This window comes from Spongiibacter nanhainus (genome assembly GCF_016132545.1).
In the GTDB taxonomy this organism is placed as follows: Bacteria; Pseudomonadota; Gammaproteobacteria; order Pseudomonadales; family Spongiibacteraceae; genus Spongiibacter; species Spongiibacter nanhainus.
In genome coordinates this window covers 1,227,658-1,252,833 of sequence record NZ_CP066167.1, presented here as the reverse complement: position 1 = coordinate 1,252,833, position 25,176 = coordinate 1,227,658, and the positions used below count along the sequence as shown (strand labels likewise).

Sequence of the window (25,176 nt, the reverse complement as noted above, 5' to 3'; positions counted from 1 at the left end):
TATTGCTGACGGTGTGTCTCAGAGCGCATGAAAACCGTGGACCAAAATTCACACCTATGCGCCATATTTTTATGTTACATCAATAAATGTAACATAACATCGTTCGATGTAAAATAACTTTTGTTTATAACCGAGATCGCTGTCATATCCTCAACGGCGATCAGTTAGCGCCCTGTCTCCAGGCGCAACAACGGGGTATCTCAAAAAGGATTAAAGTGCTGATAGCGTGGCAACTGGACCTGTTTGCGCAGTGCCCGCAGGGTTTCATAGGGGTTGTCCACGAGCTGGCTATTCACCAAACCCGCCGGCAGGGCGCCGCCGGGGTCCAGCACCATTTCATACTCCACCCGAGTTTCGCTCTCACTGAGGGGAGTGAGCACATATCGTCCCAGGGCCCCAGCCACTCGCTGATGATCGCCCGCAGCCGGCAGCCGCTCTTGAGCGCCCGGGGACAAAGCCTCAGGCGCTGTCAAACTCAACTCAATGGTGACCACCCTGGAGTCAATGTCCTGGCTGATCTGGTTGCGCAGAATCATCTCCCGGTCTGTCGCCGGCCAGGGAAAATCTAGCTGCAAGTACTGGACGCGATCCAGTAGATTGCGCTTTTCCAGCAACAGCGCCTGTTTGCAGTTGTGCATCCAAGTGGAAAAATTGCCGGTGTCATCGAGAACCGCCATCACCTGGTTCAGTTCGCCGGGCACAATGGCTACCCCACGAAACGCTCGGTAGTCACTCCCCTCCACGTCCCGCATATAAACCTCGACGCCGTCCTTGTCTTTCTCTAGCCGCCAGTCATCGCCACCGGCCAAGGCGGCGCCGGAAAACAGCCACAGTATTGCTGACGCCAGGCACGCGGGCCCAATAAACAAGCGCAGCACATTTATGAGCATAAAGGACTTCATTGGGCACTCCTCCAACAGGCCGACCAGCTTACAAACGGTAGTTAAACTGCATGGCGATGGATCGGGGCGGCTCCAAAAACGCGGTATGGCTGGTCACCCCGAACAAGGTTTTGGACAACGGGGTATCCGCAGCGTAGACCGTGATCGTTTCATCGGTCAGGTTCTTACCAACCAGAGACAGCTCCCACTGCCGATCGATGGGCCCAAAGCCAATGCGACCGTTGTATTTTATAAAGCCATCTTGCTCGACCCGTGGGTCCAGGTTGGAAGAGGGGTTGTAATCATCGGTAAACACCATGTCGAGGGATAGGCCTATGCCCATGGTGGGACTGATAGGCCGGGTATAACCAAAGATCAACGTGCCCGACCAATCGGCAACGTATTGGTTACTCCACCCGGTGTAATCGCAGTCGCGACCATTGGGAGAATCCGACACTTGGTCCTGACGACACTGGCCGTTCTCAAAGTCGGTAAATTCAAAATCCAACAGTGCCAAAGCACCACCGATAGTGAAGTACTCGGTCACCTGCCAGCGGCCATCCAGCTCCAGCCCCATCGTTACTGCTTCCTTGGCGTTGCCAACTTTAAAGCCGATGGTGCCGTCAAAAATGCTGATCTGAAGGTTGCTGTATTCAGTGTAAAACGCGGCGAGGTTGAGCTCCGCGGAGCCGTCGAGGAGACCGGTTTTAATACCCAGCTCGTAACTGTTGGCTTCCTCTTCGTCGTATTCAAAGGTCCCCACCAACACGGTGCGGTTGGGGGTCAGAGCCCCCGGATTTCGGGGCGTCAACTCGTCGTCCGGCGTGGCATTGGAGCGGGCGTCAAAGCCCCCGGCCTTAAAGCCTCTGGTGGCGGTAAAGTAGGCCATGCCTTCGGCGGAGTAATCCCACTGAATATTGAGTAGCGGCGAGAAGTGCTGTTCCGAGCGTTTGCCTTTGAGGTTGTGCCGCTCTACGGCAAACACATTGGCCGCCACGGTATCCACTTCGCCAATGGGCAGGGAGTTGCCCTCGAGGTCGGTGATGTCCAAGACACGACTGCCCTCCTTGCTCTCGTAGGTATAGCGCCCCCCCAAAGTGAAGCGCCAGCTGTCAGTCATGTTGTAAGTCGACTGCAGAAAGGCCGAAGCAATATAGGTGGAGTTTTTAAAGACCCGGGGGCCCTCGATATCGGCAATGGCGTTACCGGCGTCGCCAATCCCGGCAATTTCTTCTACAGAGGTAGCCGACCCCAGCGGGTCGATATCGCCACGGGCGCCGCCCTCAATCAAATCTGCGCCGTTGATCAGCTCCACCACCGTATCCGAATCCTGAATCAGCTTGTCTTTAAACAGCAGCTTGTTGTGTTGAAAATAGACACCGCCGATATGCTCAAAGCGCTCCCCCGATGGGGAAATCCAACGCAACTCCTGACTGTACTGGTCGTAATCCTCCGCCAGTTCGAACTTGAACAACTCGGCAGCGGTGGCGTCACAGTCGCACAGGTCGTCGTAGGTGTAGTGCATAAAACCAGTGATAGAGGTAAAGGTGTTGCCCTTGTCGTCCACCCAGGTGAGATTGGCGGTCAGATTAAGCGTGTCGTTATTGCTGTAATCGCCGTTAGAGGAGCGCTTAAAATCCTGGAAGTTATTGGTCACCGACTCATCCACGTCCACATCCACAAAGGGCGGGAACGAAGTGCGATCCAAAATTTCGGCTTGGGTGCGACCGGTCAGAATAAAGGTCGATGAGGTGGAGGGCTCGTCGTTAACAATCTCTGCCTGACGCCCCACCGAGTCGAAACGCCCCTTCTCTAATTTCAGCGTCAGCTGGGTGTCCTCGTCGATATCCCACAAGCCTTTAAGCCGATAGGTCGCCTGATCGTATTGGGGCTCGTCGCGATCCAGAGTGAGATTCTTCATAAAGCCGCCGTACTCCCGTAAGCGCGCGGCGAAGCGCAGCGACACAGAGTCGGACACCGGACCGGACAGCATTAAGTCAAACACCTTCTCGTCGAACTTTGGCTCATAAAGACCGGAGATTAGCCCTTCAAATTGTTGCGTGGGGGCAGCGGTGATTAAATTCACCGCACCGGCGATACTGTTTTTGCCGTGAAGGATGTTCTGAGGCCCCCGGAGCACTTCCACCCGGGCCAAATCCAGAAAGGGAGCACGGGCGAGCTGGGCGCGGCCGTAATAAATACCGTCCACATACATCCCCACCGACTGTTCAAAGCCCTGATTCATGCCGGTACCAATACCCCGCACGTAGATATCGGTGCTGATGCCGCTCTCGGTGACCGTCAAGTTGGGTACATAGGCCTGGAGATCTTCCATGCGGTTGATACCGGCCTCCATCATCTTCTCACCGCCGATGGCGCTAACCGACACCGGCACGTCCATCAGGCTCTGCTCACGGTGCTGGGCGGTTACCACCACCTCCTCAAGCTTTGCGGCGGATAGCGCCTGACCGGACAGCAGTAGTACAGTGGGTGCCAGATATACCGGCGCGAAAACGGGACGTCGAAAAATTAGCGATTTCATATAAAATAGGCTTATGGTTCATATTATTATGTAACATCAAGGTATGTAACATAAATTCATAGATAATCATTGTCAACATCCAGCTGCAAGGTAAAAGCAAAAACGTGAGCAATTCGAAAACACCGTCAACGGAGCCACAGATGGCCGACCTGGGAAGCAACCACACCACAAGCGGCAAGGAGGGCGAGCAAAGCCAGGATTTGCCGCGCTTCCCCAAGGACACCATCAATAATATGGCCCAGTTTCTCCCGGAGAATAGTCGGGCTGACGTCATCGTCGGCGAACAGGAGGCCTACCGGGAATACAGTGTCGAAGAGCTGGCATTGGCGGCCAATACCTCAGTCCGCAATATTCGCGCCTATCAGGACAAGGAAGTGTTGCCACCCCCGGAGTTACGGGGCCGCAAGGGGATTTACAACCAGCGCCACTTATCCCGTCTGACCCTGATTTCCAATCTGCTGGATCGAGGCTATACCCTCAGCAGTATTCGGGAATTGCTCTCTGCCCTGGAGCAGGGTGTCGGCCTCAGTGAAGTGCTGGGCATGGAAACCGCGATCAGCTCGCCCTGGACCAACGAAGAGCCGGTGACCGTCAGCATGGCAGAGTTGGTGAAAATGTTCGGCAGTCGATTGACTCCCTCCGCCATTAAGATGGCCTACGACTTGGGGCTGTTCTCAGTAGCTGGCACCAATATCCGAGTATCCAGCATGAACACCCTTAAAGCGGCGGATGAGCTGTCTGCCACCGGCATTCCGCTGGAAGATCTGCTGGATATCCTGCGCATGATGCGGGGCAACGTTCAGCGGGTGGCGGATGAGTTTGTCAAACTGATCTCCCACCACGTGTTAAAGCCCTATGGCGATCAGCCTCTGCCACCCCGGGAAGAGTTCCCCGGCATTGCTGAGTTAATCTGGCGCATGCGCCCCTTGGCTGAAGTGGTGGTAGACGCGGAGCTGGGACGGGCCATGGAGATCGCCGCCAGTCGCTTCCTGGCGGACCAGCTGGAAACCATCCTCAAGCAGATGCCCAACGAGTAAAACCCACCGAGAAATAATCGGGGCGCTATTGCCCCCAGCACCAGCGATACTCACTGGTCGGCAGCACGTCGATGCGGCTAAAGTCGATGAACTTGGCGCAGCTTTCCATCATGCGGCTGGAGTTAGCCTGGAATCGCGCCTCGTCGCCCTGAGCATCGTAAAAGGCCAGGGGGTCGGTCATAGCCTGTGCCGGAAAACACTCCTCAACAATTGCCGCAACCGCTGAATGCTCACCGTCGAGCTGCTGTAGCACTCGGTTTTGCACGTAGCGAAACGTGCTTTGGGTGTCGATGGCCAGCGAAGTGTGGACATTCTTCCAGTGATCCAGCCACTGCTCGTAGTTCAGAAAATCCGGGCACTGAAGCAGGGCCACTTGGCTGAAACCCGGTGTGCGTTCACCGGTCCCCACGGACCGCTGGGTATCGGCAAGGGGCTCCGCGTGCTCCACCGCGTACACCGCCCACTGGTCACCGGGCTCGAGTGCGCTCTTGATCTGTGCCAACTCGTCGCTGGTGCCGGCCTCCCCTTGCGGTGCCCGAGACCAAAATGACAACACCGCATCCGGCAGCACGCCGCTCGACGCCATACGCTTGTCCGCAGCGGGCCGCACCGCCTCATCAGCCAGGTTAACTTGCACCTCGGCCTCAGTGCGGCGCAGCAGCTCAGGGGCCAAGCTGAATAGCGCCTCGTGCAGCGCCGCAGTATCGCCCCCAGACCACAGTAGTAGTTGCAGTTTTGTCATCGCCAGCAGCGCCTACATCGACACCGGTGGCGTCGCCGTGGCCGCATTGTCGATCAGCATCTCGGCGGCATTCACAAAGCTGGACTCATCTGACGCCAGATAGAGCACCAGGGCGGCGATATCTTCGGGCTCACACATCGGGCTGGCCTCGGTGGACAAAGACTCAATCTCCTCCCGGGTGGCCGTCTCCTGCCCGGTGGCCACCTTATACACCATCGGGGTTTTAACACCATCGGGATGAATGGAGTTACACCGGATACCGTTGCGCCGCTCCCGACAGAACAGCGCGACCGACTTGGTCAGGGAAGCCACGGCTCCCTTGCTGGCGCTGTAGGCCGCAACAAAGGACATGCCATGTAGGGCCGCTACGGAAGACATGTTTATAATGGAGCCGCCGTTGCCGCAGGCTTCCATCGCTGGAATGGCGTACTTACAGCCCAGAAAAACCCCGTCGCTATTGACCCGCATAACCTTCTGGTAGTCTTCTAGGGAGCAGTCCACGACACTGCCAAGCACCATCATGCCTGCATTATTGACCAGCACATCGAGGCGACCAAAGGTGTCAACCGCCGTGGCGATAACCCGTTGCCAGTCCGCCTCGCTGCTGACATCGTGCTTAACAAACACGGCATTGGCGCCAATTTCATCCGCGACGGCCTGACCATCGCGCTCGTTCAGGTCAGTGATGACGACCTTGGCGCCCTCTTTGGCCAAGCGAATCGCATCCGCCCGGCCCATACCACTGGCCGCACCGGTTACGATGCACACTTTCCCCTCAACTCGACCCATGCTTTGCCCCTTGTAATATTGCAGCTTATAGCTAGATTTTTACTACGTTACGAAAATGTTGGCGTGGTGAGTATCTCTACGGATGCCCCCATGCCACTGCGGCCATTATGCTAGTGCAATATCGCTCCCGTGCCCTCTTCCATTCGAGGTAGGCCTGGGCGAAGACGGAACGCAGATGAGCTTATCAGGGCACAACGACATGCTTTGCGGCGCAAGTAGGATGGCATCACATTGACACTATTCGTCTGGACGGCAGTCCTCGAACCGCCAGCACATGTCCGACATGGACAGCGCTTTGGCGCAATGGCCCTCGCCCTGATACTGACGGCAGTATTGGCCGGCGTAAAAAGCCCGCGCCTCTATGCATCGGAGAATTTATCGGATGATGGCGTGTCAGTATTGGTTCATCCCGAGCTTCAAGTATTGCCTCTCAGCCGCGGCGACCTGCAGGCCATCTTTACCATGCGCAAGCGCCGTTGGGATGAAAAAACCCCGGTACGGGTCTTTGTTCTTCCGGACAATCACGCCCTACATCGCGCCTTTTGCAAGTATAAGCTGGGGGTCTACCCCTACGTTCTCCGGGACCACTGGAACCGGCTGACATTCAGCGGCACCGGCTATCCCCCCACTGTAATGGAGAATGCCGAGAAGCTGCGGGACGCCGTCCTTACTACGCCGGGCGCCATCGGCTACATCACTTCCGACGCTCTGCTGCACTCCCATCCACCCTCGGGCCCTGCTCCTCGGCCAGCGCCTCAGCCTGTTGACGGAGACCACCGTCATGAATAACCGACATTTTCTCTCCCTCGGCGCCATCGCCCTGGCGGCTCTGTTGACTGGGGGCCCACTCAAAGCTGGAACTGACGATCACGTCCATCTGCACGGCTTTGTATCCCAAGCGATGCTCTACAGCACAGGCAATAATTACTACGGTGAGAGCCGCGATGGCAGCACTGATTTTATGGAAGCGGGCCTGTACGGCCACTACCGCTTGACCCCCAAATCATTTCTATCGGCTCAAATCACCACCCGCGATGCCGGCACCACCGACAACGGCAGCGTAGAGTTGGATTACTTGTTCGCCGATATCAAAGCTCTGGAGAATAGCTCTTCAGGTTTAGGGTTCCGTATCGGCCGGGTGCGCAACAGTTACGGACTCTACAATGACACCCGGGATGTCCTGTTCACGCGACCCAGCATTCTTATGCCACAGGCCATTTACTTTGAGGGCAACGGCTTGCGGGAAATTCTTTTTGCCAGTGATGGCGCGCAGTTATATAGCTATTGGGACAAAGACAACAACAGCACCAGCCTCACCATGACCTATGGGCTTAACCGCGATATCGAAGATAAAGTCCTCAAGAACCTACTTGGTCCATCAGCTGATCTAGTCAATGACGCCAGCGTCGATTCGCCAATTTTTGTAAAATTACTGCACAACCAGGATGGCGGGCGACGTCGATTCGCGGTTTCTCTACTGGATTTGTCTATCAATTTGGATACGGTGCTGCCCCAATCCCCTAGCGTCGATCTGGTCGCCAACAGCCTGGTGCTGTCAGGGCAATTAAACTTGAGTCGCTGGTCCTTTACCAGCGAAGCTGCCTACACCAGCGTCGAGTACCGGGGCATCCAGGGCGGAGAGGATAGCGATATTTCGTCTGCCTACCTACAGACACAATATCGCCTGTTACCAGAACTATCCATGTTCTCTCGCTATGAATATAGTATGAGTGACCTTCAGGAGTCTGGAAGTAGCTCAACGGGACACTGGGTCGTTGGTGGGCAATGGACACCCACTCCAAGCTGGATAGTCAGTGCCGATTACTACTATATGCGCGGGACTTCGGGCGTGCCGATGGGGGACAACGCCGGGCGGCAACTAGACAGCCGAACCCAGGTATTTGCCATTATGGTCGGATACCGGTTTTAGGAGGCGGGTGAATAGTGAAAACACGACTCCGATTGGGATTGCAACTGAAACTGGTCATCGCCCTGTGTGTAGCGATTCTGACCATCCTGGGGACCCGGACTTACATCAGTTTTCAGGTTCTGGCCGACCAGCAAAGCGAGTTGAATCGCCAGGAGATGGATCAGCTGCAGAGCACTTTTTTGGCCCTGGTTGAGCGATCCAGCCGAGAATTGTTCCGCTACGGTCACCAGCATGTCGCTAGCAGCGAGAATCTACAAACTGCAGCAAGCTCCTTGCCGCTATCCCTGCACTCCGCCATCGACTCAGCGGCCTACTTAAGCCTGGCTGGTAAGGTACTTGCCTCGGGCAGCCTGGGCGATGACCACAGCCAGCCCTCCGGGAAGCTGATTGCTTACGCGATTTCACAGGTCCGCTCCCAGCAGCGGCCCATTGCCTTTCTGGACTGCCGCGACAACTGCTACCAGCGCGCTTTTATTCCACTGATCACGTCGGATAACCGGGAAGTCATTCTCAACCTAAACCGCTCTGCCAGCCTGTTGGTAGAGGATTTCTTTAAGTTGACCCATGCTGAGATAGCGCTTTTTCGGGATAATGTTGCCGATGCTGATACGCCACCATCGATCGCCCTGGCCAGCCACGGCACCAGTACACTCGGGGTATTGGAGCAACTCAATCAACAGGATCCGGCAGTTGCACCCGACGTCTCGCTGCAACAATTCGGTGGCAAAACCTACAGCGTAAAGCCCTTCACCCTGTCAGACACCAATGGTAAGCCCCACCGTATTGCCATACTCAAAGATCAAAGCGACCTTGCCTTTCGATTCGACGCCGCCCGAACCCAGATTATCGTGTCCAGCCTTATTACCCTGGCTGTAATGATCATGATCGTCTACCTAATCTGCGAACCGGCGCTGCGCCGCCTAGCCGGCATTACCCTCATCCTTAAACAGCTGCCCAACTTTGAGTTTGGCCCATTCCGCAAAGCCCTCAAAAAAGTCGGTCGCAGCCGCTTTTTCCCCGATGAGATAGACCAGCTCAAACTCGCTCTCACTCAAGTCAGTTTCTCACTGCAAAACCTCGACGATACCGTCAATGAACAAAAGCTTGCACTGGGGGATCAGGTACGCTCTCTTGAGCAGCAGAGGCGCTTTGTACAAACGCTGCTGGATCACAGCCCAATGGCCATCATCGTCAGCGATGGCCGAGGTAAAGTGGTTACCGCCAACGAATTGGCCACAGCGCTGATTGGTGTTACCGACGCCTCAGGCCTGCCTATTGACCACTGGCTCCCCGGCGCCAGTACCCCTGAGCGCTTGCACCGACGCTGCCATTTATTGCCTGGTGGCCGCTTTCAGCAGGAGCAGCCTTTAGTTAATCACAACGGCGAACAACTTGAACTGCTGTGGGTTCACACCACAGTGGAAGAAAACGACGAACTGTTATTCCTCTCCGTCGGTGTTGACCTGACCGAGCGCAAGCAAGCGGCCGAGAGCTTGAGCTGGCTGGGTGAGCACGACCGCGTTACCGGCCTGCTGAATCGCAACACCTTTATAGACAGAGCCCGTGAGCACGTTCACCAACACAACAGGGAACATTCTTTTAGTCTGTTGATGCTGGATATCGACAATTTTGCCCAGTTCAACGACCGCTTCGGTTTCTCTACCGGTGACCGTCTACTGGCACAATTGGCACTGCACTTGGTTGAGCACCTCCCCAGCAATGCACTGACATCGCGAACCGGATCGGGGGAGTTTTGCGCTCTCCTTACTCACCGCAAAGATCAGGCGCCACAGGACTTTATTAACGAGCTAACATCGCTGAATCGCTATCACCTGTCTATGCAAAACGCCAATGAGGAGGTGTCCTTATCAGTGGTTGTCGAACCCATGGAAGATGGTTCGTCAGATATCGAAGACTGGCTGTCCGATGTCACCGACATCATGGTGAGAGTGAAACAAAAGGCCAAGGGCACCGTGTATTGCGCCGACCCCAACGATACCGATCGTGTCGCCCGGGAAGAGCGATACCGTATAAAGGGGCAAATCCTCGAAGCACTGGCGGAACAGCGACTAATACTTTTTTACCAACCCATCGTTAATGTCACGGAAAACCGCGTGAGCCACTGCGAATGCCTGGTGCGGATGAAGGATAGGGATGGCAACCTTATTCCACCCAATGACTTCCTGCCGGTAGCGGCGCAAACGGGTCTGCTTAGCCGCATTGATTACGCGGTCATGGAAATGGCCATGATGCAACAAAGCCAGTGGCAGCGAGATGACATCAACTGTGGGCTCAGTATCAACCTCACCGCGCCCACTATTGAGCAACAGGAATTTCAATTGCGCCTGGAACAACTGCTGGAAAAAACCGGCGCCAACCCCGAGCGTTTAATCTTTGAAGTGGTTGAAACCGATTCGCTGGAGAATATTGCCATTGCCAAACACCTGCTGGGCAACTTTCGCAAGGTCGGCGCCAAAATCGCGCTGGATGACTTTGGGGTCGGTTTTACCTCCTTCGAGTATGTGCGAGAGTTACCGGTAGACTACATCAAGATTGACCAGTCCTTCATCCGCTTCCTCCACGAGCGGGAGGAAGATCAAGAGCTGGTGAAATCCATGGTGGAGATGAGCCACAAGCTGGGCAAACGGGTTATTGTCGAGGGTCTGGAAACCGTCGAAGCCCTGGCCATCGTCAAGTCCCTGGGTGTGGAATATGTGCAGGGCTACTACCTGTCCAAACCGCTACCCTTGGACGCGCTGGACTTGTCCATCACTCTTCCCCCAGACGCTCAACCCGACCGCACCCGCTCCACCGCCTGACGCCAGCCGTGATAGCGGCGCTCCCGATCCACCTCTTTCATAGCGGGTTGAAACAGTGCTTCCCGCTCCCACAACTCGGCTATCTTCTCCAAAGAGTCGTAGACCCCCAGTTGCAAGCCCGCCATATAGGCCGCGCCCAAGGCTGTGGTTTCAGTCACCAGCGGTCGCTCACAGTCGCAAGCCAGGGTATCCGCCAGGCGCTGCACCAGCCAGTTATTGACCACCATGCCGCCATCTACCCGCAAAGTGGAGAAGTCGGCGCCATCGCCAATCATCGCTTCGACCAGATCCCGGGTCTGATAGCAGACCGACTCAAGGGTCGCCCTGGCGATATGAGCAATGCCGGTGTCCCGGGTTAAGCCGAGAATCGCCCCCCGGGCATCGGGGTCCCAGTAAGGCGCACCCAAACCCGTAAAGGCCGGCACCATATACACGCCATTGGCACTGGGCACACTTTCGGCCAGAGCCTGGGTTTCCGCCGCCGAGCCGATCAGCTTCAGACCATCCCGCAACCACTGCACTGCCGCACCGGCAACAAAGATGCTGCCCTCCAGGGCATAGGTCACCTCGCCACCAATGCGGTAGGCGACAGTGGTCAACAAGCGGTGACTGGAGGTTTGCGCCTCCCTGCCGGTATTGAGCACCACAAAGCAACCGGTGCCGTAGGTGCTCTTTGCCATGCCAGGTGCAAAGCAAGCCTGACCGATTGTCGCGCCCTGCTGATCCCCCACCATAGCGGCGATGGGGAGTGCTGCGCCCAGCAGCTCTGGGTTACAGCGACCAAAGTCTGCGCCGGTATCTTTGACTTCGGGTAGCAGCGATGCCGGAATACCAAATATATCCAACAGGGCCTTGTCCCACTGCTGGGTGTGGATATTGAATAGCAAGGTCCGTGACGCATTGGTGGCATCGGTGGCGTGCTGCTTGCCACCGGTCAAGCGCCACAGTAAAAAGGTATCCACCGTGCCGAAGGCCAACTCACCGGCTTCGGCGCGCTGGCGCACGCCCGGTACATTGTCCAGAATCCACGCCAATTTACTGCCGGAAAAATAGGGATCCAACAGCAAGCCTGTGCGCTTGCTCACGGTGCTTTCCAGGCCTTGGCTCTTAAGTTTGGCAGTCCACTCTGCGGTGCGGCGGTCCTGCCAGACGATGGCTGGATAAACGGCTTTGCCAGTTTGCCGGTCCCACAATAAGGTGGTTTCCCGCTGGTTGGTAATACCGATACCAGCCAGGTCGCCGGCACTGATCCCCGCCTTTTCTATGGCCTCCCGGCAACTGGCGAGAGTCGTCTCCCAGATTTCCTCGGGATCGTGCTCCACCCAGCCGTCATCGGGGTAGTGTTGGGTAAATTCCCGCTGGCCGGTCCCACAACTCCTGCCCTTTTCATTGAAAACAATAGCCCGGGAACTGGTGGTGCCCTGGTCGATGGCGAGAATATAAGTCATGGGGGGTAGACTCCGGCTAGGCTGGAGGATACCAGCTTAGCCACAGGCGCCGCCGGGCTCAAGGCTTAAGCACCGTCGGCGGACACAATAGTCCAAATGCTAGGCCAACATGCCCCCATCCACCCGGATGGACTCGCCGTTGATATGGCAGCCGTCCTCACTGGCCAGCATGGCGATCACTCCGGCAACCACTTCGGGGCCTTTGGCGCCACTCAGGGAGGTAATACGGGTCAGCAAATCAAAGTCCGCATCTTCGGGAAAGGTCACACCGGCCACCATATTGGTCTGAATATCGCCGGGGCAGATGCAGTTGGCCCGCACACCGCGTTTGGCGTACTCCACGGCAATGGTCCGGGTCATGGCCAGCACGCCACCCTTGCTGGCACTGTAGGCCACGCCCCAGGGCAGCCCCTGCAGGGACGCCGTAGAGGCGGCATTGACAATGTTGCCCTGGGTCTCAATCAGCGCCGGCAGCGCCGCCTTACACAACATAAACGTGCCGGTGAGATTGACATCAATGATGCGTTGCCACACATCCAGCGGCGTCTCGTGAACATTGGCGAAACGTAGAATGCCGGCCATATTGACCACCACATCGAGTTGACCGAAGTGCTCGCGGCAGTGCGCGACGGTCGCCTCGGCCTGACCGGACTGGCCGATATCGAAGGGCTGACAACTGACACTGCCGCCAGCCTCACCGATCTCTGTGGCCAGGGTTTCCAACGCCGACGTATCAATATCGGTAGCCACTACGTTGGCGCCCTCTGCCGCCAGCCGCAGCGCCGCCGCACGGCCGATACCCGACCCGGCACCGGTCACCAAAACGGTTTTATGCTCAAATCGCTTCATCATCCACCCTCGTTGTTATTGCTTGGTATTGGTTGTCTTTAGCTGCACCAAGCATGTCCGCCCCCAACTGGACTGTCAGTGACCGTATTTGTTAGTGCATTGACATTTTTAGTCCTTGCTCACAAAAGCGCTTGGGATAGTCTGGGCGCTGTGAAAATAACGACGGCGAATTGGCGCTGCCACCCAGCACCACGCCCACAGGTAAGCAGGAGACAACATGGCCGACCTCACAGCATTCCGCGACGACGTTCGCCAGTGGTTGCAGGACAACTGCCCGGAATCCCAGCGCCAACCAGTGGTTAGGGAGGAGCAGGTGTGGGCCGGCCGCCGGCGAGAATTTCCCAGCGAAGATGCCAAACTGTGGTTTGAGCGCATGCGGGACAAGGGCTGGACCGTTCCCGACTGGCCCCGGGAACTGGGCGGTGGCGGCCTTGACGAAGCGCACTGCAAAGTCCTCAAGGACGAAATGAACCGCCTGGGTTGCCGCACTCCCCTCTACGATCTGGGCATTTGGATGCTGGGCCCTGCGGTACTGGAATTCGGTACCGAGGAACAAAAACAGGAACACATTCCCAAAATTGCCCGGGGGGAAATTCGCTGGTGCCAGGGTTACTCGGAGCCCGGAGCCGGCTCGGACCTGGCCAGCTTGCAGACCCGCGCCGAAGACAAGGGTGACCACTTTCTGGTCAACGGCAGTAAGATCTGGACCACTAACGCCGACAAAGCAGACTGGATATTTTGCCTGGTACGCACCGACCCCGACGCCCGCAAACAGGAAGGGATCAGCTTCCTGCTGATCGACATGGACGATCCCGGGGTTACCACCCGCCCCATCGACCTGATCAGCGGTGACTCGGAGTTTTGCCAGACCTTTTTTGACAACGTCAAAGTCCCCAAAAAGAACCTGCTCGGCGAGCTGAATAAGGGCTGGTCAGTGGCCAAGGCGCTGCTGAAACACGAGCGCAAATTGATGTCGGAAATGGGCGGTGCCCCTGGCCCCAATTTCACCACCGTTCAGGCCGCCCAGGAATATGTCGGAGTCGACGCCCAGGGCAAGTTGCGCGATGCTGCACTGCGCGAGCGTTTGGTTCGCCACGAGATGACCTTCCGCGCGATTGGCCTGACCCACTTCCGCAGCTTTGAAGAGCGCCTGGCCGGAACCCCCGACCCCAATGTGCCACTGATCATGAAGTACGTGGGCACCGAGGAGACCAAGCGCCGGGACGAATTGCAAATGGCCCTGCTGGGTTTCCGTGGCCTGGGCTGGGAAGGCCCGGACTTTAATTCCGACGAAACCCTGACCAACCGGGCCTGGCTGTTTTCCAAAGCACTGTCCATTGCCGGGGGTACCTCGGAGGTTCAACTCAACATTATCGCCAAGCGTGCCCTGAATCTTCCCCAGGCCTAGCCCGTGCGGCCCGCGACAGAACGACGAGTCACCAGTTAATAAACGGAGTAAATCAATGGCGTTGGTATTAAACGAAGAACAACGCATGCTCAAAGATAGCGCGAAGGACTTTCTGAGCGCCACCATGCCGGTTGCGGCACTGCGGCAACTGCGAGATAGCGGCGAAGGCCAAGATTACAACAGCGACCACTGGCAGCAGATGGTCGAGCTGGGCTGGGCCGGCATTGTGTTGCCCGAGCAATACGGCGGCCTGGATTTTGGCTATCAGGGCTTGGGCGCCATCATCGAAGAAAGCGGTCGCCGACTGGCGGCTTCGCCGCTGATTTCCAATATTGTCCTATGCAGCTCTGCGCTGCTGTTAGCTGGCAATGACGCCCAAAAAGACCGCTTCTTACCCGCCATTGCCAGCGGCGACCTCACCCTTGCCCTGGCGCTGGATGAAGGCAACCATCACGACCCCGCCGCTACCGCCCTCAGCGTTAAACAGCAGGGCAGCCAGTATCAACTGAACGGTCGCAAGGTGATGGTAATGGAAGGCAACAGTGCCGACCACTTCATTGTGGTGGCCCGCAGCAGCGGTATGCCCGGCGAAGCTAGCGGCCTGTCCCTGTTTTTGCTTGGCGCCGACCAGCCCGGTGTCAGCCGGGAGTCCCGCTGCATTTTGGACAGCCGCGGCTACGCCACCGTGAACTTCGACCAGGTTACACTGGACGCGGACGCCTTATTGGGCGAGTGGGACAAGGCCTGGCCGATACTGGAGCAGGTGCTTGATCGGGGACGCATTTGCCTGGCCGCAGAAATGCTCGGCGGTGCGCTGGAGTGCTTTGAGCGCACTGTGGAATACCTGAAAGAAAGGGAGCAGTTCGGCGTTAAAATCGGCACCTTCCAGGCCCTCCAGCACCGCGCCGCCATTATGTTTACCGAGTTGGAGTTGTGTAAGTCAGCGGTGTTAGATGCCTTGTCTGCCATTGACGACGGGCGCCCGGATGCCCCCCAACTCGCCAGTCTGGCAAAGACCTTGGCCAACGATGTGTTTCAGCTGGTCAGCACCGAGTCGGTACAAATGCACGGCGGTATCGGCGTCACCGACGAATTGGACATTGGCCTGTTTCTAAAGCGCTGCCGCAGTGCCACCGAACTCCTTGGTAACAGCGGCTTTCACCGCGACCGTTACGCCAGCCTGTGCGGCTATTAAGCCGGATTTACACGCCTTACAACTGGCTCGAGACCCGGCGAAAGTCGGGTTCCCGTTTCTCCAGAAACGCCGACAGTGCTTCCCGGTGCTCTTCGCTGTTTCGGCAGCGCAGAAAATTGCGCAACTCGCTGGCGATATAGGCATCCCGATCAAAGGCCTCGGCGTGACGCAGGTTGTCCTTAATGGAACCATAGGCCTCGGTTGGACCGCTCTCGAGGCGCTTGGCCAAGGACAGCACTTCCTCATCCAGGGTCTCGGCATTGCAGACCTTGCTCAGCAGCCCCCGTTGGAAGCTTTCCTGGGCATCGTAGGTGGGGTTGAGTAGACAAAACTCCCGGGCCTTGCCCGCCCCCATCCATTTAGTGAGGAAATAGGCAGCCGCAAAGTCCCCCGACAGCGCCACCTTGGTATGGGCATAAGCCAGTTTTGCCGAATCATCCGCCAACCTGAAATCGCAGGCTAAAGCCAAGGCCAAGCCGCCGCCTACGGCCGGGCCACGAATCTTTGCCACCGTGGGCTTGGGCATCTCGTGCAATAGCAGTGCGGATTCGGCGCCCAGGCGCAGCACCACTTCCGAGGGATATTTGCGGGACAGCACGTCCACTTTTGCCATGTCTTTGAGGTCGGCCCCGGAACAAAAGGCATTGCCGTCACCTTCCAGCACCACCGTTGCTACCGTTTTGTCGTGGGCGGCGTCCCGCAGGGTGCGGTACAGCCCCACAACCATGTCTTCGTCGATAGCGTTCTTCAACGTAGGGCGGCTTAAGGTAATTGTCAGAACGCCACCGTCCCGCTGTAAACGCAATGTCTCTGGTGTATTGGCCACGATTGTCACCGTTCTAGAAAGCTGTGTTGGGAAATTATTTTATGATTATGCTGGCGCCGCGCGGTGGCCCCCGCAGGGTGGACCATCGATACGCCTGCCCCCAGTCTACCCCCATCCTGGGGGCGCCTCCACCGTTTTATGGCGGTCTTCAGACCTCGCCAACAGCCGCTACGACACTTGCTGCGCGCTCTGCGCCATTAGTAGTCTGCGCAGGAACCTATCCTTGATTGTGTCTGCACGTTGCAGCCCTAAAGTAGCCAGCAGGCGCTCGCTGTCGCCACCGCCATCACCACCGCGCAGCAACGCCGCCAGGCGCTGGGAGGTCGACATGGAGGCGATGGCCTGCAAGGCCTTGGCAGCCGCCAATTCTTCATCGCGAAAATCGCAGCCCAGGGGATAAGGAGGCAGGCTGCCGTCTGTTGCGGCCCTCGCCACCAGCTCCGATATCCGCGCCGGATGGTTGTCCCGGGCCGCTGGCGGCAGTTCAAAGGAGGCCGGCAATTTTCCATTGGCCTGGGCACTGCGAATCAGCTCAGACTGAAACTCACTGTCTGCAATGGCAATTAGCGCCGCGGCAACTTCGGCATCGGTCTTGCCCCGCAAGTCCGCGATACCGTATTCAGTAATCACAATATCCCGCAGGTGCCGGGGGATGGTGCAGGCACCGTAGCTGGGTACGACATTGGAGTGCCGCTGGCCACCCTGACGGCGGGTGGAGCGGATCATCAATATCGAACGCCCACCATCCAGTTGATGCGCCATGGCCACAAAATTGTACTGACCACCCACGCCAGACAGCACTTGGCCATTTTCCAGTGTATCCGAGGCCACAGCGCCATTGAGACTGACATTGAGCCCGGTATTGATAAAGCGTGCATCCACCCGCTGAGCCTTGAACAAGCGCGGGTTGCGGTCCAGTTGGTTAATTTTGTCCACTCCGCACATCGCCAGCTGGCGACGTTGCTCGGTGGGCAGATCCCGCAGCCGGCGATAGAACTCACCGCTGCCGAGGAAAAAGCCACCGTGTAGCACCTTGCCATTGCGCAGCCGCTGGCCAAGGCAGTGCTGCGCCATAAAGGCCTGGCTGTCGGGGTTGGCCATATTGGCGGGGCATGACTCCCCGGCCTCGTTGAATAAGTAGCCTTCCCGATAGCGACACTGGTCGTGAAAGAAACCGTGGTATTGCAACGCGTCGAAGTCCTTGCCGCGCAGCTCCCGAACCCCCAGCTCGGCCAGCGCCGGCAGGCAGTCCGCGGTTAATGCGGCGGGGTTACACAGGCCCAGGTTGATCGCCTGCTGCAGTGCCCAGAAATCGTAGACCGGTCGGCGCAGTACGCCGGCCTCAAACAAATGGAGAAAGCCCTCGACAAACATTTCGGTGGCGCCGTACAAGCCAGCGCTGAAACTGTCCAAGCCACCTTGGCTGGCAATCAACGCTCCATAGCGGCTATCGATACCGAAATCCGACACCAATTGGCGATAGCGATCGTTGTTTTGGTGCCGAAGGCGGACCGCCTGCACGATAGCGTCACCCATGGCACCAATCCCCAGCTGCAGGGTACCACCGTCCTTGATCAGCGTACTGGCGTGAAGGCCAATGGCGTAGTCTGGGGCTGGCACAGGTGGCAACCTCGGCACCACGAACAAACCGTGCTGTTGTGGATCAGCCTCCAGCAAGATATCGAACTGATCGGCATCCACCTCCGCGTCGCCATACATAAAAGGAAGCTCGTTATGGATCACCCCTACCGCAACATAGGGTTCGCCTTTTTCCCGCAGCCGGGCTACCACTTCCGCCGAGGTATCCGGGTTGCAGCTCATACTGAGGGCATCACCCTCTCGGGCCAGCAGTTGCATCACCACATTACAGCCCCGATCCACAACATCCCGAGCCGCATGGGTGTAGTTGCTACTGATATAGTTTTGCTGGGCGTTGCCATTACCCAGGCGGCTGCCGGCCTTAAAATAAAACTCGTTGACCACCACATTGTCCGGCAGCGCGCCCAGCCGCCCATCCCGGGCGTACAAAGGCTCCCGATAGTGAGCATAGAGCCGGTCAAAGACGGGATTCAGCAATCGCCCCCGCACCGGCTCTGACTCGGTGGGCCGCTCCAGCGTCAGCGCGGTGACAATAGTCAGTTTGAGTTTCGGGTCGTCACGGGCTCGCTGATAGAGCGCATCGATCAACGCGACGGGCTTTCCCAAGCCCAGGGGCATCGCCACGCGTAAGTCCCCGCCCAATCGCTCGACTATCTGCCCCGCGCACTCCTCCGCCGACATATGACTGATCATGCTGATCCCACCGCCCCCTGCACTGTTTTATTGAATACCGGGCCCGCCGCCAGACACCGCAAAATCACTATACGCAGTGGCCTTGATGCATATCAACAAACACCGCCTCAAAGCTGCGTACACTGGTCTCAACTTTAAGTTACTTGAAGTTACTTGTGACTATAACGCGGCTATCAACCATAACGTGACTTTTAACCATAACGTCACTATTGACCATAACGTATGTGCGACGCGAAGCGAGGCCCAATGACGGCACTAATTGAGCAGCTGGAGCGGGATCATCAGCAGATGCTGCGAATGATGTACATTTTTAAACGCGACCTCACCTGCTTGAGCTCGGAGCCCACACTAGCAGAGGGGTTCGTCCCGCTGGTGGATATTCTCGACTACGTGAAAGTCTATCCGGAGAACTGGCATCATCCGGCTGAGGATATTCTGTTCCACCAACTGCGCCGCAAACCCCAGGTCAACCTTCAGGCAATCGATCTGGTGTTAAGTGACCACCCCCGACTCGAGGCACTGACCACCCAGCTGGGGCTGATTTTTCGCGAGTTGCAGCAGGCCAGTATGCACCCCAGTGGCCCGGTTCTGCGCCTGGCCCACCGATTTTGCAGTGAGCAAATTGCCCATATTCACGCCGAGCGCAACATTTTTAATGCTATTAACCAGCGTTTCGAAGCAGACGATTGGCAGCGGGTTAACGCGGCCATAGCCCAGCGTTTTCAGCGGAGCCAGGGCTCAAGCAGCAGCGAAACAGCGCAACTACCGGCCACGCATGCGCCCTTCCGGTTGGTTTGTCAGTACCCCTGACGGCGTTGCGTCCCTTGCCAAGGGCTACGGCCATTGCCGGCGGGACGCGCCTTGACAGGAGCACTGACAAACCAACTGATTACGACATTTACACCTTGAAAGAGCACTAGGCATGACCGCACTAGCCACCGCACTGTCCACAACGACAACGCCTACCGAGCTGCCGGCTCAGCTTATTGAGAAATACAGCGTTGCCGGGCCCCGCTATACCTCCTACCCCACTGCTCTGATGTTTACGGAGGATTTTGGCGCCGACGATTACCAGCAACGTTTACAGAAGGCCCGCAAGGCAGTCGCCGGCTTATCCCTCTACGTTCACCTGCCGTTTTGCCGACGGCTTTGCTACTACTGCGCTTGCAACAAAGTGGTCACCAAAGACCCGGAGGCCGCTGAACGCTACCTGCAATATCTAAAGCGCGAAATTGAGCTGGTGTCCAAGCTCACCGGCAAGCGGCGCCCCGTGAACCAACTGCACTTTGGCGGCGGCACACCGACATTTTTGAGCGACTCCCAGCTCATTGAGCTGGTCCACAGTCTGGCCAGCCATTTCAATATCAGCGATAGCGACCGCCGGGAGTATTCCATAGAGATCGACCCCCGAACCGTCACCGCTGACCGCCTGGCGCTGCTGCGGGGTTTGGGCTTTAACCGACTCAGCTTTGGTGTCCAGGACACCGATCCCGAAGTTCAGCAGGCCATCAACCGGGTGCAGAGCACCGCCGAGCTCACTGAGCTGGTTGGCGCTGCTAGGGCCTACCGATTCCGCTCCATCAGCTTTGATCTGATCTACGGTTTGCCCAGGCAAAATTGCCAAACCCTATCTACAACCTTGGATGACGTGATCGCCCTAGAGCCCGAGCGAATCTCTCTCTACCAATATGCCCACCTGCCCGACCGCTTTCCACCCCAGCGGGCCATCGAGCGCCAAACTCTGCCCAGCAGCGCTGAGAAACTCGCCATGTTGCAACTGGCCAGCAAAATTCTGGCCGATGCTGGGTATCAGCATATCGGCATGGACCATTTTGTGCGTAACGATGACGACCTGGCTATTTGCCAGCGCGCCGGCCGCCTGCAGCGCAATTTTCAGGGCTACTCCACCGCCATGGCACCCGACCTGATCGGCCTGGGCGTGTCCTCGATCAGTGAGGTTGGAGACTGCTTTGCTCAGAATGCCAAAGATTTGGACCAATACTATCGCGCACTGGAACAGAACCAGCTACCGACTGAGCGAGGCTGCACCAAAACTAGGGACGACGAAGTCAGGGGCTATATCATTAAAGAACTGGCCTGCAATCTGCACCTATCCTCCCAAGCTCTGCTCCAGCGTTTTGGCCTCTCACTCTCCGAGGCCTTTGCTGACGAATTAAAACGTCTGGAAAGTTTTGTCCAGGACGGATTGGTAGAGCTTTCAGCCGCCGGTATTCAGGTCACGGAAACCGGTAGAATGATGTTGCGGAATGTGTGCATGGTGTTTGATCAATACTTGGACAACCACCCCGACAAATACTCCAGAACGCTATAAACACAATCAAATAATCTAGCCGACGCTATTACGTAGTTGTCGCAACTTGTGTCATAACGCGACATCTACCAAAGTCGCGCTTGACCCAAACCCCGATAAGTGGAAACTAAAGAACGGGCCCTGACCATACCCTGGCATCTCCAAAAGTATGTTGAGGCTACCCAGAGACAGGATGACCCGGCGTAGGAACAAGCCCATGATTGCCACAAGCGAAAAGACGGTGCGAGAGGACAAACACTGCCCACATAATGCTGCCATCAACTGCACCAACTGTAGGTTGAGCGGCATTTGCCTGCCATTGGCGCTGGAACAGGACGAAATTGTCCAGTTGGATGAAATTGTGCAGCGGGGGCGCCCCCTGCAAAAGCGCCAGCACGCCTACCGGGAGGGCGATACCTTTACCTCGGTATTTGCCGTTCGCTCGGGCTCATTCAAAGCCTACAGTGTCACCGACACCGGCGAAGAGCAGGTGACCGGGTTTTACTTTCCCGGTGAAATTATGGGCATGGATGGCATCGGCCAGAACCGCTACGCCAGCTCGGCCCAGGCGCTGGAAACCTCAGCCATTTGTGAAATCCCGTTTTCCCGTATCCAGGAACTCAGTGGCCGCCTGCCCAATATGCAGGGGCACTTTTTCCGCCTACTCAGTCAGGAGATTGTCGAGGACCAGCGGCACATGACTTTGCTAAGCAAGAATACCGCTGAGCAACGTGTCGCCTCGCTACTGATCAGCATCTCTGCCCGCAATGCCCGGCGCAAGCTGTCGCCCAACCGCTTTCGCCTACCTATGTCCCGCGGCGATATTGGTCACTTCCTGGGCCTGACAATTGAGACGGTGAGCCGGGTATTCAGTCGCTTTGCCAAGCAAGGGCTGATTGAGATCGAGAACAAAGACGTCTCTATACTAGATGTGCCCGCCCTGCAGCACATCGCAGCACAGGAAGACTAGAGCCGGTTTATTCAGGCGGTTTCTATCGCTTGTATCAGCGACGGCGACCTTTGATAAACCGGCTCAACAGATAAAAATAATAATAGCTGATACCTCGACGGCGGGTTGTTGTGCCTTCCGATCTCGGTTCCCATGATTGTGGTTTTTGTTAAACCCGTGGCGAACAGCGAACAACTTCACACTTCCTCTAGGGCACCTCTAACTAACTCAGTGATGTCCTACCTATTGATCCAAATCAAGGCGCGGTACTGGCGCCTCCGTATCATCGGCTAGCACGGAATAATGACATTGAGAGCTAGCAACTGTGACCACTTTAATCAGCAATCCATTTGGTTTTCTGTTTTCGCCCCGCCGACAATGGCAGGCCGTCGGTAAGTTAAGCGACGCCTCGCTGCCGTCTAAACTCCTCTACGCCATCATCTTAGCGGCTGGTCCCAGCGCGGCCTGGTACTACGGGGCCACAAAGGTCGGCTGGACCGTGGGGGACGGCGGTGTGATCCTGCTCTCCGAGGCCAGCGCCTTTCGGATCGTGATCGCGTTTTACTTTGCCATGCTGGCCTCCCTCGCCATCATCGGCTATTTCATCCACTGGATGGCCGATACCTACGGCAGCGATTCCTCGATGGTCAAAGGCATGGTCGTGGCCAGCTATACAGCTACACCGCTGTTCATCGCCGGGCTTTGTGGTGTTTACCCGGTGTTCTGGTTCGACATGCTGCTGGGCATTGCCAGTCTGTGCTGGTCGGTTTATCTGCTCTATATCGGCATTCCCGCAGTGATGCATATTCCCGAAGAACGCGGTTTTCTCTACGCCTCCGCCGTGGTCGGTGTATGCATGGTGATATTTATGGCCTTGATGGGCGGGGTGGTCATTTTGTGGGACAACGGCTTAGCACCTGTCTTTGTCGATGGCTAACAGCTGGTGTGGCAACAGGAAATCAACATCAGTGACAAAGTGTTGATTCAGATCATCCTGACCGCCCCTGATTTTCGCCACACTAAGCTCTGCAATCGCCGCCCAACTTCGACTACGGCCCGAATTATTCGCTCGAAAAGTTTCTAGCTTTAACACTTTAGGTACTTTAAAGGACTCCGTTATGGATTCACAAACCCAACACCCGACTTACGATTATAAGGTGGTCAAGCAGTTCACCATTATGACCGTAGTCTGGGCCATAGTCGGTATGGCGGTGGGCGTGCTACTGGCTGCACAGCTGGTATGGCCGGCGCTGAACTTTGATACCCCTTGGCTCAGCTTCGGCCGGCTGCGACCGCTACATACCAATGCCGTTATATTCGCCTTTGGCGGTTGCGCACTGATGGGGTCATCACTCTATGTGGTGCAGCGCACCTGCCAAGCGCGCTTGTTTGGCGGTCCCCTGGTGCCCTTTGTGTTTTGGGGCTGGCAATTGGTCATTCTTCTGGCAGCGATCACCCTGCCGATGGGCTACACCACTTCCAAGGAATATGCCGAGCTGGAGTGGCCCATCGATATCCTTATTACCTTGGTATGGGTAGCCTATGCGGTGGTTTTCTTCGGCACGATCATGCGCCGTAAAATGCACCACATCTATGTGGCCAACTGGTTTTACGGCGCCTTTATTGTCACCGTGGCAGTGCTGCATATCGTTAACAGTTTGGCGATCCCCGTTACCCTGACCAAGTCTTACTCGGTTTACGCTGGTGCCGTCGATGCCATGATTCAGTGGTGGTACGGCCACAACGCGGTGGGCTTCTTCCTGACCGCCGGCTTCCTGGGCATGATGTACTACTTTGTTCCCAAGCAAGCCGAGCGTCCGGTCTACTCCTACCGGCTGTCCATTGTCCACTTTTGGGCGCTGGTGTCGGTCTACATCTGGGCGGGACCTCACCATCTGCACTACACCGCGCTGCCCGACTGGGCGCAGAGCCTGGGTATGGTGATGTCACTGATCCTGCTGGCACCCAGCTGGGGCGGCATGATCAACGGCATCATGACCCTCTCTGGCGCCTGGCACAAACTGCGGGACGATCCGATTTTGCGCTTCTTGATTGTGTCGCTGTCCTTCTACGGTATGTCCACCTTCGAAGGCCCCATGATGTCCATCAAGACAGTGAACTCGCTATCCCACTACACCGACTGGACCATCGGCCACGTACACTCGGGCGCACTGGGTTGGGTGGCAATGATCTCGGTGGGCATGGTGTACCACTTGGTGCCGGTGCTGTTTAACCGCGCCAAAATGTACAGCATCCCCGCCATCAGCCTGCACTTTTGGCTGTCCACCATCGGTACGGTGCTGTACATCGCTTCGATGTGGGTCAACGGCATTGTTCAGGGGCTAATGTGGCGCGCCTATAACAGTGACGGCAGCCTGACTTACAGCTTTGCCGAATCCGTACTGGCCAGCCATCCCGGCTACATTGTCCGCTTCCTGGGCGGCGCGATGTTCCTGGTGGGTATGGTCATCATGGCCTGGAACGTTTGGATGACTATTCGCAGCAACGAGGAAGAAACCGTACCGGCGGCCGCGGCGGAGGTAGCAGCATGAAACACGAAGTTGTCGAAAAGAACATCGGCTTGATGATCGTCTTTATCATTATCGCCATTAGTTTTGGCGCCCTGGTGGAGCTGGTTCCGCTGTTCTTTCAAAAGCAAACCACTGAGCCCATAGAGGGGCTCAAGCCACTGAACGCGCTGCAGTTGACCGGCCGGGACATCTATATCCGCGAGGGTTGCACTGTATGCCACTCCCAGATGGTTCGCCCCATGCGCTCCGAAACCGAGCGCTACGGTCACTACTCGGTAGCCGGTGAGCACGTATACGAGCACCCCTTTCTGTGGGGTTCCAAGCGCACCGGACCGGACCTGGCCCGGGTCGGCGAACGCTACAGCGACGAGTGGCACCGCGCCCACCTGTACAACCCCCGGGATGTGGTGCCGGAGTCCATCATGCCCTCCTACCCCTGGCTGTTTAACAATGAAATCGACGGCGAGTTGGTAGGCAAGAAAATGGCAGCACTGCGCAAAGTGGGTGTGCCCTATACCGACAGCCAAATTAGCGGCGCCGCCGAAGCGGTGGCAGGCAAGTACGAAATCGACGCGGTCGTAGCGTACCTGCAGCAGCTCGGCACTCTGATTAAGTACAAGCGTTGAG

At 57.0% G+C, this 25,176-nt stretch carries 20 protein-coding genes; 12 read left to right on the top strand and 8 right to left on the bottom strand.

Annotated elements, in window-relative coordinates:
• Positions 1-200: 200 nt before the first annotated feature.
• Together I6N98_RS05680 and I6N98_RS05675 are read right to left on the bottom strand one after the other, a co-directional pair.
• Positions 201-902, bottom strand: a complete 702-nt coding sequence (locus I6N98_RS05680; protein WP_198570829.1) for an START domain-containing protein — start codon at positions 900-902, stop codon at positions 201-203.
• A gap of 28 nt (positions 903-930) precedes the next feature.
• Positions 931-3,423 (bottom strand): TonB-dependent receptor, encoded by a 2,493-nt coding sequence (locus I6N98_RS05675; protein WP_198570828.1) that lies wholly within the window; start codon positions 3,421-3,423, stop codon positions 931-933.
• A 140-nt stretch (positions 3,424-3,563) separates the two neighbouring features.
• Between I6N98_RS05675 and I6N98_RS05670 the strand changes: the two genes are divergently transcribed.
• Positions 3,564-4,460 (top strand): MerR family transcriptional regulator, encoded by an 897-nt coding sequence (locus tag I6N98_RS05670; protein WP_198570827.1) that lies wholly within the window; start codon positions 3,564-3,566, stop codon positions 4,458-4,460.
• A 25-nt stretch (positions 4,461-4,485) separates the two neighbouring features.
• Here the strand turns inward: I6N98_RS05670 and I6N98_RS05665 are convergent, their stop codons facing one another.
• Both I6N98_RS05665 and I6N98_RS05660 read right to left on the bottom strand, forming a co-directional pair.
• The gene (locus I6N98_RS05665) at positions 4,486-5,202 is read right to left on the bottom strand and encodes an EthD domain-containing protein (protein WP_198570826.1); all 717 of its coding nucleotides are present in this window, start codon (positions 5,200-5,202) and stop codon (positions 4,486-4,488) included.
• Between the two features lie 12 nt (positions 5,203-5,214).
• Positions 5,215-5,991 carry a glucose 1-dehydrogenase gene (locus I6N98_RS05660; protein ID WP_198570825.1) on the bottom strand — a complete coding sequence of 259 codons (777 nt, stop codon included), beginning with the start codon at positions 5,989-5,991 and terminating at the stop codon, positions 5,215-5,217.
• A gap of 303 nt (positions 5,992-6,294) precedes the next feature.
• On the opposite strand from I6N98_RS05660, the gene I6N98_RS05655 reads away from it, so the two are divergent.
• From I6N98_RS05655 to I6N98_RS05645, 3 genes are read left to right on the top strand one after another with little or no spacing between them, the layout of a single operon-like run.
• Positions 6,295-6,780 (top strand): type 2 periplasmic-binding domain-containing protein, encoded by a 486-nt coding sequence (locus I6N98_RS05655; RefSeq protein WP_198570824.1) that lies wholly within the window; start codon positions 6,295-6,297, stop codon positions 6,778-6,780.
• Positions 6,773-7,921 (top strand): hypothetical protein, encoded by a 1,149-nt coding sequence (locus I6N98_RS05650; protein ID WP_198570823.1) that lies wholly within the window; start codon positions 6,773-6,775, stop codon positions 7,919-7,921. Before I6N98_RS05655 ends, I6N98_RS05650 begins: the two co-directional genes overlap by 8 nt.
• A gap of 14 nt (positions 7,922-7,935) precedes the next feature.
• Positions 7,936-10,740 (top strand): putative bifunctional diguanylate cyclase/phosphodiesterase, encoded by a 2,805-nt coding sequence (locus I6N98_RS05645; protein ID WP_198570822.1) that lies wholly within the window; start codon positions 7,936-7,938, stop codon positions 10,738-10,740.
• Here the strand turns inward: I6N98_RS05645 and glpK are convergent.
• Complete coding sequence (glpK, locus tag I6N98_RS05640; protein ID WP_198570821.1) at positions 10,710-12,188, bottom strand: glycerol kinase GlpK; 1,479 nt, start codon at positions 12,186-12,188, stop codon at positions 10,710-10,712. The two genes, I6N98_RS05645 and glpK, sit on opposite strands and share 31 nt — an antisense overlap.
• Positions 12,189-12,287: 99 nt before the next feature.
• The gene (locus I6N98_RS05635; protein WP_198570820.1) at positions 12,288-13,040 is read right to left on the bottom strand and encodes an SDR family NAD(P)-dependent oxidoreductase; all 753 of its coding nucleotides are present in this window, start codon (positions 13,038-13,040) and stop codon (positions 12,288-12,290) included.
• Between the two features lie 214 nt (positions 13,041-13,254).
• Between I6N98_RS05635 and I6N98_RS05630 the strand changes: the two genes are divergently transcribed.
• Positions 13,255-14,445, top strand: a complete 1,191-nt coding sequence (locus I6N98_RS05630; RefSeq protein ID WP_198570819.1) for an acyl-CoA dehydrogenase family protein — start codon at positions 13,255-13,257, stop codon at positions 14,443-14,445.
• Between the two features lie 55 nt (positions 14,446-14,500).
• Positions 14,501-15,640 carry an acyl-CoA dehydrogenase family protein gene (locus I6N98_RS05625; RefSeq protein WP_198570818.1) on the top strand — a complete coding sequence of 380 codons (1,140 nt, stop codon included), beginning with the start codon at positions 14,501-14,503 and terminating at the stop codon, positions 15,638-15,640.
• Between the two features lie 16 nt (positions 15,641-15,656).
• Here I6N98_RS05625 and I6N98_RS05620 read toward each other — a convergent pair whose 3' ends face one another.
• Positions 15,657-16,466 (bottom strand): enoyl-CoA hydratase-related protein, encoded by an 810-nt coding sequence (locus I6N98_RS05620; RefSeq protein ID WP_198570817.1) that lies wholly within the window; start codon positions 16,464-16,466, stop codon positions 15,657-15,659.
• 168 nt (positions 16,467-16,634) lie between these two features.
• Complete coding sequence (locus I6N98_RS05615; protein ID WP_198570816.1) at positions 16,635-18,758, bottom strand: acetyl-CoA hydrolase/transferase C-terminal domain-containing protein; 2,124 nt, start codon at positions 18,756-18,758, stop codon at positions 16,635-16,637.
• 246 nt (positions 18,759-19,004) lie between these two features.
• Here I6N98_RS05615 and I6N98_RS05610 point away from each other — a divergent pair, with 246 nt between their 5' ends.
• The 6 genes from I6N98_RS05610 to ccoO all read left to right on the top strand — a co-directional run bounded on the left by I6N98_RS05610 (position 19,005) and on the right by ccoO (position 25,175).
• Positions 19,005-19,568, top strand: a complete 564-nt coding sequence (locus tag I6N98_RS05610; RefSeq protein WP_198570815.1) for a hemerythrin domain-containing protein — start codon at positions 19,005-19,007, stop codon at positions 19,566-19,568.
• 112 nt (positions 19,569-19,680) lie between these two features.
• On the top strand, positions 19,681-21,090 hold the full coding sequence (gene hemN, locus I6N98_RS05605) for an oxygen-independent coproporphyrinogen III oxidase (protein ID WP_198570814.1): 1,410 nt from the start codon (positions 19,681-19,683) through the stop codon (positions 21,088-21,090).
• 196 nt (positions 21,091-21,286) lie between these two features.
• Positions 21,287-22,039: a fumarate/nitrate reduction transcriptional regulator Fnr gene (fnr, locus tag I6N98_RS05600; RefSeq protein WP_198570813.1), complete on the top strand. Its 753-nt coding sequence runs from the start codon at positions 21,287-21,289 to the stop codon at positions 22,037-22,039.
• A gap of 304 nt (positions 22,040-22,343) precedes the next feature.
• Positions 22,344-22,955, top strand: coding sequence for a Yip1 family protein (locus tag I6N98_RS05595; RefSeq protein WP_232787471.1), 612 nt, complete (start codon positions 22,344-22,346; stop codon positions 22,953-22,955).
• Between the two features lie 181 nt (positions 22,956-23,136).
• Entirely contained in the window at positions 23,137-24,570 is a 1,434-nt protein-coding gene (ccoN, locus tag I6N98_RS05590) for a cytochrome-c oxidase, cbb3-type subunit I (RefSeq protein WP_198570812.1), read from the top strand.
• Positions 24,567-25,175 carry a cytochrome-c oxidase, cbb3-type subunit II gene (gene ccoO / locus I6N98_RS05585; RefSeq protein ID WP_198570811.1) on the top strand — a complete coding sequence of 203 codons (609 nt, stop codon included), beginning with the start codon at positions 24,567-24,569 and terminating at the stop codon, positions 25,173-25,175. Before ccoN ends, ccoO begins: the two co-directional genes overlap by 4 nt.
• Position 25,176: the final 1 nt, after the last annotated feature.